This window comes from Oxynema aestuarii AP17 (genome assembly GCF_012295525.1).
Lineage (GTDB): Bacteria > Cyanobacteriota > Cyanobacteriia > Cyanobacteriales > Laspinemataceae > Oxynema > Oxynema aestuarii.
Genome location: NZ_CP051167.1, coordinates 3,944,464 through 3,960,335 on the forward strand (window position 1 = coordinate 3,944,464; position 15,872 = coordinate 3,960,335).

Genomic DNA, 15,872 nt, shown 5'->3' on the forward strand with positions numbered 1-15,872 from the left:
ACATGACGATCGAATTTCACCCCCCGGCGTTCGCTCGGCATCTCTGGAAGACGATTGCCCCTCGGACAAAAGCGCGATATTTGTATAAAGCCAATCTCTGTTTATTGTGCGCCGCGATCGCCCTGAGCGGTTGCGACGACCTGCCCCGAGGACGCGCCGAAAGTCAACCCCCCGCCCCCGCCGCGTTCGCCTTGCTCGGACAAGCCTCATTCCGCACGGGGACTGAGTTTGAAGGCACCGAAATCGGCGGCCTGTCCGGCATCACTTACGACAGCGAACGGGATCTTTACTATGCCATCTCCGACGACCGCCAAGCACCGGGATTTCCCCGCTTTTATACCCTCAACATCGACCTCGACCCTTTCGGCGTCACTCCTGTCGCCGTTACTCCCGTAACCGATAACAACGGTCGTCCTTTCGGCGAATTTCAAGTCGATTTGGAAGGAATTGCTCGGACAAGCGACCGCACTTTGTGGATATCTTCCGAAGGAGACCTCCGTTTTTCCGTGTCTCCCTTTCTCCAGTCGTTCTCCCTGTCCGGACAGGCGATCGCCTCGCTTCCCCTTCCCGAAAAGTTTTTACCCGATCGCGATCGTCGTCGAGGAATCCGTCATAATTTAGCCTTTGAAAGTCTCGCACTCACTCCTGACGGTCGCTATCTATTTTCGGCAACGGAAAATGCACTCGTCCAAGACGGACCGATCGCCGATACCCGTCAAGGTTCTCCCTCACGTTTGCTCCGTTGCGATCTCGATACCCGACGTTGCGATCGCGAATATATTTATCTCACCGAGGCGATCGCCGACGAACCCAACCCCGCCGACGGCTTTAAAAGTAATGGTTTAGTCGAATTAGTCGCCTTGGACGAACGCCGCCTGTTGAGTTTGGAACGGTCTTATTCCGCAGGGGTTGGCAATACCATTCGCTTATTTGCGATCGATTTAACGGCGGCGACCCCAATCGAACAAATCGACGCCATTCAATGGCCCCTGGATCCGGCGATCGTCCCCGTCGAAAAACGTCTTGTTTTAGATTTAAACAGCTTGGGAATTCCCTTAGATAATCTCGAAGGGATGACCTGGGGACCACCCTTACCCGACGGACGGCGATCGCTCGTGTTAGTTTCCGACAATAACTTCAATCCCTTTCAATTTACCCAAATCATCGTGTTTTCCGTCGATCCGGATTCACTGTAAAAAACTCGTTTAAGGACGACTGTTAATAAAATGCTCCTGAAAGAGCTCGTGGACGAATCGATAACGATCGCCGATCTTCTGCAAAAATAAGCGCTCGGTCGCGTAATTGAGAAACCGTTTTAAGTTCCAAGGAATATCGCCTTTACGCCAGAGAATTAACCGCAAACTCAAATGTTTAATTCCCGGAAGTGCCGCCGCTAATGTGACTACCAGTCCGAGAACCGGGAGCAGTTTGCTCGCTCGCAGAATTCCGGAAAACATAGCGGGATTCTCGGCATTTTGAATCGCAAACCAAACTAGTTCGCTCACGCGCAAACTCAACCATCCAATTAAGGCACAAATAACCGGGGCGATCGACCACAGCCACAAGTTTTTATCGGCAATGGGAGCGAGTTGTATTTTTTTAGAATAAGGCGCCATTGTTAAGATAAAAACAATCGAGGCGATCGCGAATAAAGGCAAGTAAGTTTGAGTCCGATCGCTCCCATATAAGAGGGCAAAGATTAGAGTATAGGCTAAGGCTAAGAGGAGAAGTAACGCGATCGGATATAAAGTATTGGAAGCGGGAGAATGGAGTAAAATCGGTGGGATTTCTTCGATCGCAAACTCGCTTTCTCGTCGTTTGACTAGGGTTTCTCCCAGCCATTTAAGCCATTGGCGCGTTTGCTGTGGCGTCGGTTCTTTTCCTTTCGGATACCAGTGGGAGCGATCGGGGTTCACGGACTGGCGACGAATAAAAGCATTCAAAACATATTCGCTGCGATCGTCGAAACAAGTTAAGCGTTTCCACGAATGAATGAGAATTTCTTCATAGGCTAAGGTCATTACATTGAGTAATAAGGGTTTTTTCGCTAACGCCAACAGTTCCGGGCTATCTTTAATGTTTTCCCAAAGTTCTCGACTTCTGGAATTGAGCAAATAATCCTCTATTTGGTCAATTTTGAGCAACCGCAATCCGATCGCCCCTCGCAAGCGTAAACGCCGTTCGCATTTTTGATATAAATCCATTCGGTGACAAACAATTAAAGGTAAGGGTTTGCCATCAGCTTTACGTGCTTGGTTAATTGCGTCAATACAGTCTTCCTGGTTCGCAAGGTCGAGCTGCTCTAGTCCATCGAGTAGGGGAACGATCGCGCCGTTGTTTAGCCAAAATTTAACTTTTTCTCGGTTGATTTTATATTTCTTAGCGATGGTTTCTGCGAGCCAATCGATCGCGTTTGCTCCCCTTTGCCACCGCGTTAATTCGACTAAGACCGGGAGAGGCGATCGAGCGTCGGACTGTGCTTTTTCAGATAAGCTTTTTCCTAACTGTAATAAGGTCGTTGTTTTTCCCGAACCCAATCCTCCTAAAATTAATAATTTTCCCGGAATTTTGCGGTCTTTAAAGACATCTAGGAGGTCGGCTTGTTTGTCAAGTTTTTCTCTAGCTTTTTTACCTAATTTGAGTTCTACATCCCACAATCTTCGTGCTGTCGGCGTGCTGCGATCGATCGCCAAATGAGAGAAAACGGCATGATGGAGCGACTGTTGCCAGCGCGATTCTATTTCACGTTCTACGGCAGCTAAAAGTTGGCTTTTATCAGAAATTGTTGCATGTTTCCACGCCGACCAACGTCTGACGACAATCGCGATCGCGGGTAGACCCGTCCCGAGGAAAAATAAGAGTAAAGATAAATAAATACTGGTTTGAGTAGAATTGAGATCTAAAGGGGCGATCGTCAAGTAAGCGTAAATGACGAGGTTGACGAAAAAAGGGACTAAAGGAGCGCTCCAAAACCAGTTGAGTTCCGAAGCGCCGGGTAATTTCTCGATGGAGCCAAATATGACTGCAAAGCAAATACTCAATAGTGCGATTACAACGGACAAATCTGGAAAATCGCCCAGTTGACGGACAATCGCGATCGTCACCAAGCCATTGAATAATATTGTCAGCAGACAGACAGAGGTCGGACGAATTTTAGGCATGGTAGATGTCACTCGTTGAGCGCAGTAATGATTACCAATTTACAGGCGAAATGGACATCTTGCACTCGGATCTTTATCTGAGTTGATTTTTCACGGTCTTGCGTAACGCCATGGTCGGCGATCGTGACTGTGGCGGCGAGAATCTAGCCCGGATTTTTTTCTAGACAATTTAGGCTCTATGTTTGGCAGGTTTGGCGCGATCGTGACGATTGGCACGGATAAGCCATCTATCCGGCAAAATTGCTGCATCTAACTTACATCTAAGTTGTAAAGTGTCAATTTATTTTAATCCCGAATCCAGCACGAATTGATTAAATTCCGTGACTTTTACCGATAACCCACTGTCTGCGGAAAAAACGTGCCAAGCTCGATTCTTCTAAGGCTAAATAAATGGGTCGTCCGTGGGGACAGGTGTGGGGATGGCGGGTTCGTTGCCAGCGATCGAGAATCGTTTGCATTTCGGGAACGGTTAAGGTCATGCCATTACGGATTGCACTCCGGCAGGCGGTTGCAACTTGAGCCGCTTGCAAGTCTCCAGCGCAACTCAGTTCGATTAAAGCATCGCTACAATCCTCTCGTTCTGCTAACAGTTGAGGAACCGATCGAATCGCCCACAAATCATTGCCAAACGGCGTGACTTCAAGTCCCAAGCGATCGAGTTGTTCGAGTTGTACGGTCGTGAGTTGGTTGAGAATAATGGGAGTTTCGACAGGAACAATTTGCCAGCGATCGCAAAGTTCTTCATACAAAATTCGCTCGTGAGCAATATGTTGCTCGATTAACCAAAGACCATTTTCATGTTCGCCAACGATATAGGTTTTATTTACTTGCGCGACAGCTCGTAAGGGAATTAAAGCGGGTTGCTCGGCGATATTTTGTTGTTGTTCTGGTGATGAATTCAGTTTTTTTTCAATGCGATACGCTGCTTTTTCTTCGGAAACTTTGAGTAATTGAGTCGTTCGTTTTTGACTGTCCGGATCGAGGCTAGGATCGTTGAGTTTGAGGCATTGGGCGATGGTTTGTTTGACCTGTTCTTGCCAATCCGCTAAATCGTGCAAGTAGAGTTCGGTTTTAGCAGGATGTCGATTCCAATCAATTCGATCTGGGGGTAATTTGAGGTGTAAGAAGCAAATCGGATAGCGATCGCGCGGTAAGGTACGGGCAAAGCTTGAAATAATGGTTTGTTCTAATTCTCGGCAGCGAACGACTCGACCGTTAACGGCGACTTTGATCCAATCCGGTCGCCGTCGGTGAGCGCGATCGGGTAATCCTAAAACGAGGTCGATGGTTCCGTTTTCAAAGTGCAATTGTTCGGATTTGAGGTCGCTGAGATCGAGATTTCCTAAAATTTGAGGCAACCTTTCTCGCGGACTTTTAACGGAAGTGAGGGTCATCCATTGGCGATCGTTTTGCTTGACAATCCAGGTCACGTTAGGGTGACACAAGGCCATTTGTTGAAGGGTTAACTGTACGGCTTTTAATTGTTGAGACATTGAAGGTAGCCCCTGACGCCGCGCTTCCCAATTGGCAAATAAATTAGAAACGTTAACAATTGTACCGGGGGCGATCGCTGTCGGTTCGATGTCTACGGGTAATCCTTGCTCGTCGTAAATGATATGCCACGCTTCCCCATCCCGCGATCGACTGAAAATATCTAATTTTGCCAAATGCGCTAAACTGTAAAGCGCTTCACCCCGAAAGCCCAAGGTTTTAATTTGGGACAAATCTGTTAAATGGTGAATTTTGCTGGTCGTATGAGCGGCAGCCGCTAATTTTAAATTCTCTAAATTCATCCCACTGCCGTTATCGACGACTCTCAGGCTCCAGCGATCGGGCCACAGTGAAATCACGATGCGAGTAGCATCAGCATCAATAGCATTTTCTATAAGTTCTCGAAGACCTGCGGCGATCGAATCAATGACTTCTCCAGCCGCGATCGTATAGACAACTTCCCTAGGTAAATATTGAATAGAAGATGCCATGAACTCCAAAGTTGATGTTTAATTAAACTCTATTTTTCCAGTTTATTTTCCAGTTTATTCCAGTTTATTTTCAGCTTTTTTAACCTTCTTTAACCGATTTCTATAGCCAATTTAATCCTATTTAAGTTATGAAATATGAAGTTTATTGAAAATAAAAGAAAAATAGGCGATGTTACTTATCCTCTTTCTCAATTTTCTCAATCTTTACCGTGGAAATATCGTCTGACGGCTATAATAGCTACTTTCCAAAACAACAATAGCCCCTTTATCCGACTAGAGAAACCTAGGAATAAAGGGGCTATCACTGAATAAAGAACCGGGCAGCGAGCTATTGTCCCAGGAGGCAACCCTCCAAGTATCGTGGCCGTACTTGAGTTTCACAACCGAGTTCGGGAAGGGATCGGAGTGGGGCCTCAAGGCCATAGGCACCCGGAAAGAGAGAGAAGGAAAAACCTTCAAAAAAGCAAAGACAACCAAGAGAGAAAAGAGGTCAAGCGCTCGGTCGGTTAGTACGTCTCGGCTACATCCCTTGCAGGACTTCCACCTAACGCCTATCAACGGGTAATCTGCCCGGGACCTTACTGGATTAACTCCACCAGAGCACTCATCTTGAGGTGGGCTTCCCACTTAGATGCTTTCAGCGGTTATCCACGCCACACATGGCTACCCTGCGTCTACCGTTGGCACGATAACAGGTACACCAGCGGTGTGTCCCTCCCGGTCCTCTCGTACTAAGGAGGGCGCCTCTCAATGCTCTTACGCCTGCACCGGATATGGACCGAACTGTCTCACGACGTTCTGAACCCAGCTCACGTACCGCTTTAATGGGCGAACAGCCCAACCCTTGGGACGTACTTCCGCCCCAGGTTGCGATGAGCCGACATCGAGGTGCCAAACCTCCCCGTCGATGTGAACTCTTGGGGGAGATCAGCCTGTTATCCCTAGAGTAACTTTTATCCGTTGAGCGACGGCCCTTCCACTCGGAACCGTCGGATCACTAAGGCCGACTTTCGTCCCTGCTCGACTTGTAGGTCTCGCAGTCAAGCTCCCTTGTGCCTTTACACTCGACGGCTGATTTCCAACCAGCCTGAGGGAACCTTTGCGCGCCTCCGTTACCTTTTAGGAGGCGACCGCCCCAGTCAAACTGCCCACCTGAAACGGTTCCTCCCCCCGCTGAGGGGTCGAGGTTAGACTTCTAGCTTCGCCAGAGTGGTATCTCAGTGATGGCTCCAGTTTCCCCGCAAGGAAACCTTCCACGCCTCCCACCTATGCTGCGCAAGCGAAGCCCGAAGCCAATTCCAGGCTACAGTAAAGCTTCATAGGGTCTTTCTGTCCAGGTGCAGGGAGTCCGTATCTTCACAGACAATCCTATTTCGCCGAGCCTCTCTCCGAGACAGCGCCCAGATCGTTACGCCTTTCGTGCGGGTCGGAACTTACCCGACAAGGAATTTCGCTACCTTAGGACCGTTATAGTTACGGCCGCCGTTCACCGGGGCTTCGGTCGCCAGCTTTACCCCGCAGGGCTGACCGACTTCCTTAACCTTCCGGCACTGGGCAGGCGTCAGCCTCCATACAGCGTCTTGCGACTTGGCGGAGACCTGTGTTTTTGGTAAACAGTCGCCTGGGCCTCTTCACTGCGACCCCCCATCAGGGGGCACCCCTTCTCCCGAAGTTACGGGGCCATTTTGCCGAGTTCCTTAGAGAGAGTTAGCTCGCGCCCCTCGGTTTTCTCAACCTCCCTACCTGTGTCGGTTTCGGGTACAGGGAATTGAAGCTTATGGCGGTTGGGGCTTTTCTTGGAAGTTCGATCTGTACCACTTCGACCTCGTAAGGTCTCGTACTCGTGCCTTAACTCCCGACGTTTTCGCCGTCGGTCTTCGTCTCGAACACTTGAACCGGTAACCAACTTCCGGCTGGTCTCGACCCACTCCGTCCTCCCGCGCCAACTCCAATCCGTACGGGAATGTTCACCCGTTGTCCATCGACTACGCCTTTCGGCCTCGCCTTAGGTCCTGACTAACCCTCCGCGGACGAACCTGCCGGAGGAACCCTTAGGGTTTCGGGGCATTGGATTCTCACCAATGTTTGCGCTACTCAAGCCGACATTCTCACTTCCCCGACGTCCACACCTGCTCTCGCTAGTGCTTCTCCCGTCGGGGAACGCTCCCCTACCAACGATTGCTCGTTCCACAGCTTCGGTAGACCGCTTAGCCCCGTTCATTTTCGGCGCCAGAGCGCTTGACCAGTGAGCTATTACGCACTCTTTCAAGGGTGGCTGCTTCTAGGCCAACCTCCTGGTTGTCTGTGCACTCTCACCTCCTTAATCACTGAGCGGTCATTTGGGGACCTTAGCTGGTGGTCTGGGCTGTTTCCCTTTCGACGATGAAGCTTATCCCCCACCGTCTCACTGGTCGCTTTCTTGACGAGTATTCTGAGTTTGTCTCGATTTGGTACCGCTCTCGCAGCCCGCACCGAAACAGTGCTTTACCCCTCGTCATCATCTTCGACCGCTGCGCCTCAACGCATTTCGGGGAGAACCAGCTAGCTCCGGGTTCGATTGGCATTTCACCCCTAACCACACCTCATCCGCCGATTTTTCAACATCGGTCGGTTCGGACCTCCACTTGGTGTTACCCAAGCTTCATCCTGGACATGGTTAGATCACCCGGGTTCGGGTCTATTAAACGAGACGGTTTACGCCCTGTTCGGACTCGCTTTCGCTCGGGCTGCGGCTCTTTCGGCCTTAACCTAGCCTCGTCTAATAACTCGCCGGCTCATTCTTCAACAGGCACGCGGTCAGACGTTTAATCGTCCTCCCACTGCTTGTAGGCTAACGGGTTCAGGTTCTATTTCACTCCCCTGCTCGGGGTTCTTTTCACCTTTCCCTCACGGTACTGTTTCGCTATCGGTCACGTCGGAGTATTTAGCCTTACGAGGTGGTCCTCGCTGATTCACACGGAATTCCACGGGCTCCGTGCTACTCGGGATTCGGCTGAGGGGTTGGCGGTTTCGACTACGGGACTTTCACCCCCTCTGGTGCGGTATTCAGCCGCTTCGTCTACTGCCTCTACTCTCGTTGTTGCCGTCCCACGACCCCGATGACTTAATGTCTTCGGTTTAGGCTGTTCCCGCTTCGCTCGCCGCTACTGAGGGAATCGATTTTTCTTTCTGTTCCTCTGGTTACTAAGATGTTTCAGTTCGCCAGGTTCGCTCGTTCCCATCTATGGATTCGATGGGTCGTGCTTGGGGTTGCCCCATTCGGAGACCTCCGGCTCGATGCTTGTTTCCAGCTCCCCGGAGCGTTTCGTCGGTCACCACGTCCTTCTTCGCCTCGACGTGCCTAGGGATCCACCGTTAGCCCTTTGTAGCTTGACCACTTTTGGCTTGTTCTAGGATTTTTTTCCCTATGCTTTTCTCTTGGTGTCTATGCTTTTTTCAAGGTTCTTTGCTGGGTTTCAATCCAGCATTCCGTTTCTCTACTCCGGCTCTTTGTTGCCTTCTAGATGACGGGTGCTGTGTTGAATTCGCTTTGAGCTAACTTAATCTTTGAACTCGATGGTTGGTGGAGGTAAGCGGACTCGAACCGCTGGCATCTGCCTTGCAAAGGCAGCGCTCTACCAACTGAGCTATACCCCCTCCGGTTCTAGGTGGGCCATCCTGGACTCGAACCAGGGACCTCACCCTTATCAGGGGTGCGCTCTAACCACCTGAGCTAATAGCCCTCGCTGCGAACCGCACTAAGAGTTTGACAGTCTTTTTCTGATTTTCCTTCTCTAACCTCGACCGACCTCGGGATTCTTTGGTTTTGGGGGGTCTTGATTGCCTCTCCCTTTTCCAAACTTGGGTCTCCCTTAAAGGAGGTGATCCAGCCACACCTTCCGGTACGGCTACCTTGTTACGACTTCACCCCAGTCATCAGCCCGGCCTTCGGCATCCCCCTCCTCGTAAGGTTAGGGTAATGACTTCGGGCCTGGCCAACTTCCATGGTGTGACGGGCGGTGTGTACAAGGCCCGGGAACGTATTCACCGCCGTATGCTGACCGGCGATTACTAGCGATTCCTCCTTCATGCAGGCGAGTTGCAGCCTGCAATCCGAACTGGGGCAAGGTTTTCGAGATTCGCTTGCACTTGCGTACTTGCTGCTCTCTGTCCTTCCCATTGTAGTACGTGTGTAGCCCAGGACGTAAGGGGCATGCTGACTTGACGTCATCCCCACCTTCCTCCGGTTTGTCACCGGCAGTCTCCCTAGAGTTCCCATCTTACTGCTGGCAACTAAGGACGAGGGTTGCGCTCGTTGCGGGACTTAACCCAACATCTCACGACACGAGCTGACGACAGCCATGCACCACCTGTGTTCGCGCTCCCTAAGGCACCCCCAGGTTTCCCCGGGGTTCGCGACATGTCAAGCCCTGGTAAGGTTCTTCGCGTTGCATCGAATTAAACCACATACTCCACCGCTTGTGCGGGCCCCCGTCAATTCCTTTGAGTTTCACACTTGCGTGCGTACTCCCCAGGCGGGAGACTTAACGCGTTAGCTCCGGCACGGCCCGGGTCGATACAGGCCACACCTAGTCTCCATCGTTTACAGCTAGGACTACAGGGGTATCTAATCCCTTTCGCTCCCCTAGCTTTCGTCCCTCAGTGTCAGTTTCGGCCTAGCAGAGCGCTTTCGCCACCGGTGTTCTTCCCAATCTCTACGCATTTCACCGCTACACTGGGAATTCCCTCTGCCCCTACCGTACTCTAGCTGTTCAGTTTCCACAGCCTTTTCGGGGTTGAGCCCCGACCTTTGACTGCAGACTTGAACCGCCACCTGCGGACCCTTTACGCCCAATAATTCCGGATAACGCTTGCCTCCTCCGTCTTACCGCGGCTGCTGGCACGGAGTTAGCCGAGGCTTTTTCCTCGGGTACCGTCAGTTCTTCTTCCCCGAGAAAAGGAGTTTACAACCCAAGGGCCTTCCTCCCCCACGCGGTCTTGCTCCGTCAGGCTTTCGCCCATTGCGGAAAATTCCCCACTGCTGCCTCCCGTAGGAGTCTGGGCCGTGTCTCAGTCCCAGTGTGGCTGCTCGTCCTCTCAGACCAGCTACCGATCGTTGCCTTGGTAGGCTTTTACCCTCCCAACTAGCTAATCGGACGCGAGCTCTTCTGTAGGCGGTTTCCTTTTTACCTCTCGGCTTATTGGGTATTAGCTGTCGTTTCCAACAGTTATCCCCATCCTTCAGGTAGATTCTCACGCGTTACTCACCCGTCCGCCACTGACTTCCGAGGAAGTCCGTTCGACTTGCATGTGTTAAGCAGACCGCCAGCGTTCATCCTGAGCCAGGATCAAACTCTCCGTGTTATCCTCTTCTTTTCAGAAAAGAATTGAAGAGCTGATTTCGCTCTTGTTTTTGAGGTCTGAAAACAGACCTCTGTTTTAGTTTCTTTTGACGAGGTTGTTGTCGGTCAATCCGACTGTCAAACTCTTGTGTTGTCTAGGTTCGGTCGCTTGCTCGCGGCGCGCTGCCGCTCTCAAGCGCTTTACTAATCTAGCAACCCCCTCTTTCTCTGTCAACCCTTTTTGGGAAAAAATTTTTTCGGGGGGTTTTGGGGGCTTGGATTGCCTGGATTTTCGTTGGTGCAGTTCGGTTTTTGTGGGGTGTGGGTTGAGCAGATGGGAGTTTTGTTGAGAAATCCAATCGTCTCAAAATGACTAAAAATGAGAAAAGCTCCTAATTTAGGAGCTTTTCAGGCAATATGGCTAGACAGTGAGCGATCGATCGCCTCTCCCGGCTAGGTTATGAGGAACTTTGAGGACGATTGGAGCTCAGTGGAGCTGGAGAAGACGGGGGTAAAGACGATGTTTGCTGCTCGGTGTTGACGCCAGGAGTCGCCAAAAATTGCTCTAGAACGGGATCGAGGTTGGCGGGAACCACAATTTCCGGCATGGCCGTACTCGAAACTAAACGATCGCCGCTCAAAAGACCAGAAATCTCCGATGGAAGATTCGGCAGTGTCTCCGCAGTCCGTGCTAACTCATCCGAGCCTTGGGCGTCGGCAATTTCCAAACTCCGTACTAACTGAGCGAGCGCATATTCTAACTGGGTTCCCGGATCGAGTGTCACCCATCCTTCCGGTGTCATTTGCCTCCATTCAAAATGAAGGTGAGGCCCGGTAGAATTACCCGTGCTGCCTACTCTGCCAATAACCTGACCCTGTTTGACGCTTTCCCCCGGTTGGACGAGCAATTCGGATAGATGAGCGTAGAGGGTTTCTTCTGTAGCGTCGTTATGTTCGAGAACGACCGTTAAACCGTAGCCCCCCAACCAATCGGCGATCGCCACTTGACCCGTATAAGCCGCCAGAACGGGCGTTCCCATCGGTGCCCCCAAGTCCGTCCCTGAATGAAATTGACTGTTGCCGAAAATCGGATGAATTCGCCAGCCAAACAATGAAGTAATAGGAGCGGGAATCGACAGAGGGAAAATCATGCTCTTGTCCCCATTACCGGGACGTCCTGACGGACGGGCGAGCTTGCGAGTATCGAAGTGGTTGGCAGAAGCTTTAGTCGCCAGATGAATCCCACTGCGCTTAATACTGACCGGCCCGACCGGGATCGGTTGGATCTCTCCGGTGGGGGTTGGCGGGACATAGTTATAACCCGGTGCAGCTTGAGATGGAGCGGGTTGAGCTGCTACACCATAAGCTGGGGCAGCTTGGTTATAAACCGGTGAACTATTTCGAGCGGTCGAGGTTGGGTTAGGGGCATAACCGCCTTGGGGACTCAGTTGTGCGGAATAGGCTGAGGGCTGTTCGTTGGCAATGGGATAATTCTGAGGACTGGCTGGATTCCGATTATTGTAAGGAGTGCCGGAAGCGTCGGCGGTGGGTTGACACCCGGCTCCGGAAACGACTTGACCGGGTGGTAAAACCGTTTCGCAACCTGTAGAGTTTTCGCTGAAAACTACGGTTGAGGGGGTTTCTTCCACTTCGGCGTAGTGACTGGCAGGGATTTGGTCAGTCGCGCCGATACTGTAGTCCGTCGGATCGATATAGACGTTGGCGTAGTCGCCGGATACTTGCGTGTTGGATGGATTGACCGGGTACGTTTCTGGAGCAACGCCGGGGCTGGGAGCCGCAATTGGTTCGGCTGGAATATATTGTTCTACCGGAGCGGCATAAGGTTCGGGAGCGGGTTCGGGAGCCGCTTGCCATTGTTCTTGTGCCGGAGCGGCATAAGGTTCGGGAGCGGGTTCGGGAGCCGCTTGCCATTGTTCTTGTGCCGGAGCGGCATAAGGTTCGGGAGCGGGTTCGGGAGCCGCTTGCCATTGTTCTTGTGCCGGAGCGGCATAAGGTTCGGGAGCGGGTTCGGGAGCGGGAGCGCTGTAGGGGTCTGCGGCTTCGGAGGGTACAGGTTCGGTTACAAAGTCATCGCTCCCCAAGCGGTCGATGGGATTGGAAGGGGTTTGGGCTTGCGCTCGATTGAAGTCAGTATCGAGGGATCCGGCGATCGGAATCCAAGCAAATCCCTGTACGAGTAGGGAAAACTGACAGACGATGCTTAAGGGAGTTCGGGCAAATTGAGTTCGCTGGCTCATCTGATTTCACTTAAGTGTGACGTGCAATGCGGATCGGTGATGTTGATGTGTCCCCCGGCATAACGGTTGGCAATCTGCCTAGAGATTTTCGTACCCCAGGTTGATTGTACCGGGCTGCAGCAGGATTTCAGAAGGGTTTCGATCGCGCGATCGATCTTCGGAGGGGGAGGCTGTTGACGATAAGGTCACTTGCAATTGACCTGTGGGACTGACTCCGGTAATGATGCCGGGACGACCTTCTACGATGGCCTGCCGACCGAGGTGGGTTAGCAGCTTGAGATAAGACGGCAGCAGATGCTCTATGCCGTAGCGACGAAAATAACGGTATCCGTAGGTCATCCCCTGTAGCGTTAGAGCTGCTAACTGTTCTAGAGATGCAACCCCGGGTAATGCCTTTTTAGAGAGGAAAGAATGCAGGTTGATGCCGTGGTCTGGGACGGGGTTAGTCCAATTGATCCCTACGCCGACAACGGCGGTGTGAATTCGATCGCCGTCCAGACGAGTTTCTGTCAGGATACCACCTAATTTCCGTCGGTCGAGGACGAGATCGTTGGGCCATTTAATGGCAACGGGAATGTTGCGATCGCGCAAGACGGTTGCAATTCCCCATGCACTGCACAAGGTCAGGATCTGTGCTTGAGAAATGGGGAGGTCGGGTTTTAAGGCGAGGGATAAATAAAGTCCCCCTTCGGGCGATCGCCACTGGCGTCCCCACTGGCCGCGTCCTCCACTTTGTCGGCGGGCAAGCACTACGGTTCCTTCTGTCGCTCCCGCTTCGATTAAGTTCCACAAGCTTTGATTGGTAGAGACCAAGTCGGGGAAAATATGAAGAGAAAAACCGGATTCCAACCCATAGCCGCAGAGAGTTGAGCCAAAAAGATCCTCTGGAGACCAAGAGGCGATCGCCCGTTCTAATGCTTGTTTGTCCAATCCCACTGGTGTCAGTTACCGTTGAGAGATCGTGGCTTAAGTTACCATAAAACAGCGTGCTAACAGATGGCCCGATCGCGTCGAGGCCGATCGCCTGACCGAGCGGCATGATTGAATAGGGGTGCTGCTCTGACGAGATTTCGTCAATTGTCAATCAATTTATTTTTTAAACTCAATATGGATAACTGGCATTGGCGCAGTTGGAACGATCTGCCTTATTTGACTTGCTCTCTTTTAGAACAATGGCCTCACGGTTTTTTTACCCAACCGTGTTGGCCGCGATTGCCCCGTGAGTTAGTCGGCATTCTCAATCCGGCGGCTCCGGTCTATCGGCTCAAACAAGTTCACGGCAATACGGTTCTCAGTACGGATCGACTGATGCCGGATGCGCCGGAAATGGCGGTGGAAACTTCCCCGGTTGGCAAATCTCGACCGGAAGGGGACGGTTTGTTGACGACGGAAGCGGGACAGTCGGTATGGGTTTGTACGGCGGATTGCGCTCCGGTTCTGATTGCGGACGAGCGCACGGGCCAGGTGGCGGCAGTCCATGCGGGATGGCGCGGGACTGCCGCCGAAATCGTGCCGGAGGCGATTGTTAAGTTCCAACGTCAAGGGAGTGAGTTGCACCATTTACGGTTGGCGATCGGTCCGGCGATCGCGGGAGAAGTCTACCAAGTTTCGGAGGAGGTCGCCGCTCAAGTTTGCGCGACGATTGTCAATACAATTCCGGAAAATTTTTCTCTAGATGCGATTTACCAATTACCGCAACCGCCGATTTTAGAAGATCCCCAACCGGAACGGGTACGTCTGGACGTGCGCCGAGCGATCGCCTTGCAGGTGGAACAACTCGGCGTCCCGGCGGCCCATGTGGCGATCGCCCCCCACTGTACTTACCAAGAACCGGAAAAGTTTTTTTCTTATCGCCGCGACGGACAGAAAAAGGTTCAATGGTCGGCGATTGTCAGCCAGGGGAAAGATTAAGGAGACCGACTGGCGCGATCGACAAGCTTTAATCTCTTCCTTACCGTGGCGATCGCGCCGCTCCTAAGCAGATCGCCGTGAATTTCTCTATCTTAAGTGGTAAGGAAGATCGCGAAGCCATCAAATTTTAGCTGGAAGCAAGGAGCGTCAGATGCTGCTCTCGTTCGACGCTCGATCTCAAATCATCTATTCGAGGAGCAACGCCGATCTGCTTCAATGGGTTGCTAGGCTTGAAGGGAAGAGTGCTCTAGATCGCGATCGGCAATCCGGTTCGAGACCACTAGACATCTTTTGTACAAAATCGGATTTCAGTAAGCCGATCCGAACCGCCAAGTTGGGCGATCGCCGATCCTCAATAACAACCCCCGTCGCTATTGTTACTATTTGTCAAGCGAGGCTGAGGGTTGAGCCATAGAGAGGACTTGTAAAGTTCGACCTGGCTAAGTTAGTTTGAATAAGAGGTGAATAAAAATCCGATGAGCGAGTACAGTTGCTACGAACAGCTTGGTTTAAAAGAAGATGCCTCGTTTGAGGAAATACAAGACGCTCGCGATCGCCTGATGGAAGAACACAGTGGCGATCCCAAACGGGTTGAAAGCATCGAAGCGGCTTATGACGAAATTCTGATGCTCCGACTCAAACAGCGTCAAGAAGGGAAAATCAAGGTTCCTGAAGGGATTCGGTTTCCAGAAAAAACGACGACTATCCCGACGAAAATCCCGACGCCACCGACCCAAGAAGCTCCGGCTTGGTTGCAAAATCTCCTCGATACGCCTTCGCAGCCCGATATCCTCTGGCCGGGTGGGATTTTTCTCGGCTTGAGTGCGCTGACGTTATTTCAACCCAGTTCGGCACCTCTGGCGTTAGCTGTTGGTGTCGGATTTAGTCTTTATTTTCTCAATCGCAAGGAAAATAAGTTCGGTCGTGCGGTCACCATTGCGGTCATTTCGCTGACGTTGGGTTTAGTTCTGGGAACTCCGTTGGGTAATTTATTGCATGGTTCGATGGGGGTGCTGCTCTCCCCGGATGCGATCGCCGCCGGATTTACGTTCTTTGCGATGTGGTTGGCAACTAGCTTTTTACGTTGATTTTGCATTATCTCAATCGCCGTTAGGGCGATTTCTTCCCTTTCAAATGCCTTAAAATAGTGCGCCACTCATAGCAACTCCATTAAAAAGGGTAGAGATCTTCCAATCTCTACCCTTTCGATCGTTTAATCTTTGCAGCTTTCGCCAAGGG

General features: G+C 51.6%; 7 protein-coding genes, 2 tRNA genes and 3 rRNA genes. 3 read left to right on the forward strand and 9 right to left on the reverse strand.

Annotated features, from left to right (window positions below):
- The first annotated feature begins 2 nt into the window (after window positions 1-2).
- Window positions 3-1,196, forward strand: a complete 1,194-nt coding sequence (locus HCG48_RS16015; protein ID WP_168570053.1) for an esterase-like activity of phytase family protein — start codon at window positions 3-5, stop codon at window positions 1,194-1,196.
- A gap of 9 nt (window positions 1,197-1,205) precedes the next feature.
- Here HCG48_RS16015 and HCG48_RS16020 read toward each other — a convergent pair whose 3' ends face one another.
- From HCG48_RS16020 to HCG48_RS16060, 9 genes are all read right to left on the reverse strand, one after another.
- Window positions 1,206-3,161 (reverse strand): NACHT domain-containing protein, encoded by a 1,956-nt coding sequence (locus HCG48_RS16020; protein WP_168570054.1) that lies wholly within the window; start codon window positions 3,159-3,161, stop codon window positions 1,206-1,208.
- A gap of 311 nt (window positions 3,162-3,472) precedes the next feature.
- A complete protein-coding gene (gene mutL / locus HCG48_RS16025) occupies window positions 3,473-5,143 on the reverse strand; it encodes a DNA mismatch repair endonuclease MutL (protein ID WP_168570055.1) in 1,671 nt (556 codons plus the stop codon).
- A gap of 315 nt (window positions 5,144-5,458) precedes the next feature.
- Window positions 5,459-5,576 (reverse strand): 5S ribosomal RNA (rrf, locus tag HCG48_RS16030).
- 53 nt (window positions 5,577-5,629) lie between these two features.
- A 23S ribosomal RNA gene (locus tag HCG48_RS16035) occupies window positions 5,630-8,518 on the reverse strand.
- Between the two features lie 185 nt (window positions 8,519-8,703).
- Window positions 8,704-8,779, reverse strand: a tRNA-Ala gene (locus tag HCG48_RS16040).
- Window positions 8,780-8,791: 12 nt separating this feature from the next.
- A tRNA-Ile gene (locus HCG48_RS16045) sits at window positions 8,792-8,865 on the reverse strand.
- Window positions 8,866-8,996: 131 nt separating this feature from the next.
- A 16S ribosomal RNA gene (locus HCG48_RS16050) occupies window positions 8,997-10,486 on the reverse strand.
- Together the 16S, 23S and 5S rRNA genes with 2 tRNA genes alongside form the textbook arrangement of a ribosomal RNA operon.
- 436 nt (window positions 10,487-10,922) lie before the next feature.
- Complete coding sequence (locus HCG48_RS26125) at window positions 10,923-12,722, reverse strand: M23 family metallopeptidase (RefSeq protein ID WP_246259586.1); 1,800 nt, start codon at window positions 12,720-12,722, stop codon at window positions 10,923-10,925.
- A gap of 78 nt (window positions 12,723-12,800) precedes the next feature.
- Complete coding sequence (locus HCG48_RS16060; RefSeq protein ID WP_168570056.1) at window positions 12,801-13,658, reverse strand: biotin--[acetyl-CoA-carboxylase] ligase; 858 nt, start codon at window positions 13,656-13,658, stop codon at window positions 12,801-12,803.
- Window positions 13,659-13,829: 171 nt separating this feature from the next.
- Here HCG48_RS16060 and pgeF point away from each other — a divergent pair, with 171 nt between their 5' ends.
- Both pgeF and HCG48_RS16070 read left to right on the forward strand, forming a co-directional pair.
- Complete coding sequence (pgeF, locus tag HCG48_RS16065) at window positions 13,830-14,633, forward strand: peptidoglycan editing factor PgeF (protein WP_168571921.1); 804 nt, start codon at window positions 13,830-13,832, stop codon at window positions 14,631-14,633.
- Between the two features lie 476 nt (window positions 14,634-15,109).
- A complete protein-coding gene (locus HCG48_RS16070) occupies window positions 15,110-15,721 on the forward strand; it encodes a CPP1-like family protein (RefSeq protein ID WP_168571922.1) in 612 nt (203 codons plus the stop codon).
- Window positions 15,722-15,872: the final 151 nt, after the last annotated feature.

Excerpts from the sequence above, each read along its gene's own strand:
- mutL (WP_168570055.1), bottom strand. The coding sequence starts at position 5,143 with ATGGCATCTTCTATTCAATATTTACCTAGGGAAGTTGTCTATACGATC.
- HCG48_RS16015 (WP_168570053.1), top strand. The coding sequence starts at position 3 with ATGACGATCGAATTTCACCCCCCGGCGTTCGCTCGGCATCTCTGGAAG.
- HCG48_RS16070 (WP_168571922.1), top strand. The coding sequence starts at position 15,110 with ATGAGCGAGTACAGTTGCTACGAACAGCTTGGTTTAAAAGAAGATGCC.
- pgeF (WP_168571921.1), top strand. The coding sequence starts at position 13,830 with ATGGATAACTGGCATTGGCGCAGTTGGAACGATCTGCCTTATTTGACT.
- HCG48_RS16020 (WP_168570054.1), bottom strand. The coding sequence starts at position 3,161 with ATGCCTAAAATTCGTCCGACCTCTGTCTGTCTGCTGACAATATTATTC.
- HCG48_RS26125 (WP_246259586.1), bottom strand. The coding sequence starts at position 12,722 with ATGAGCCAGCGAACTCAATTTGCCCGAACTCCCTTAAGCATCGTCTGT.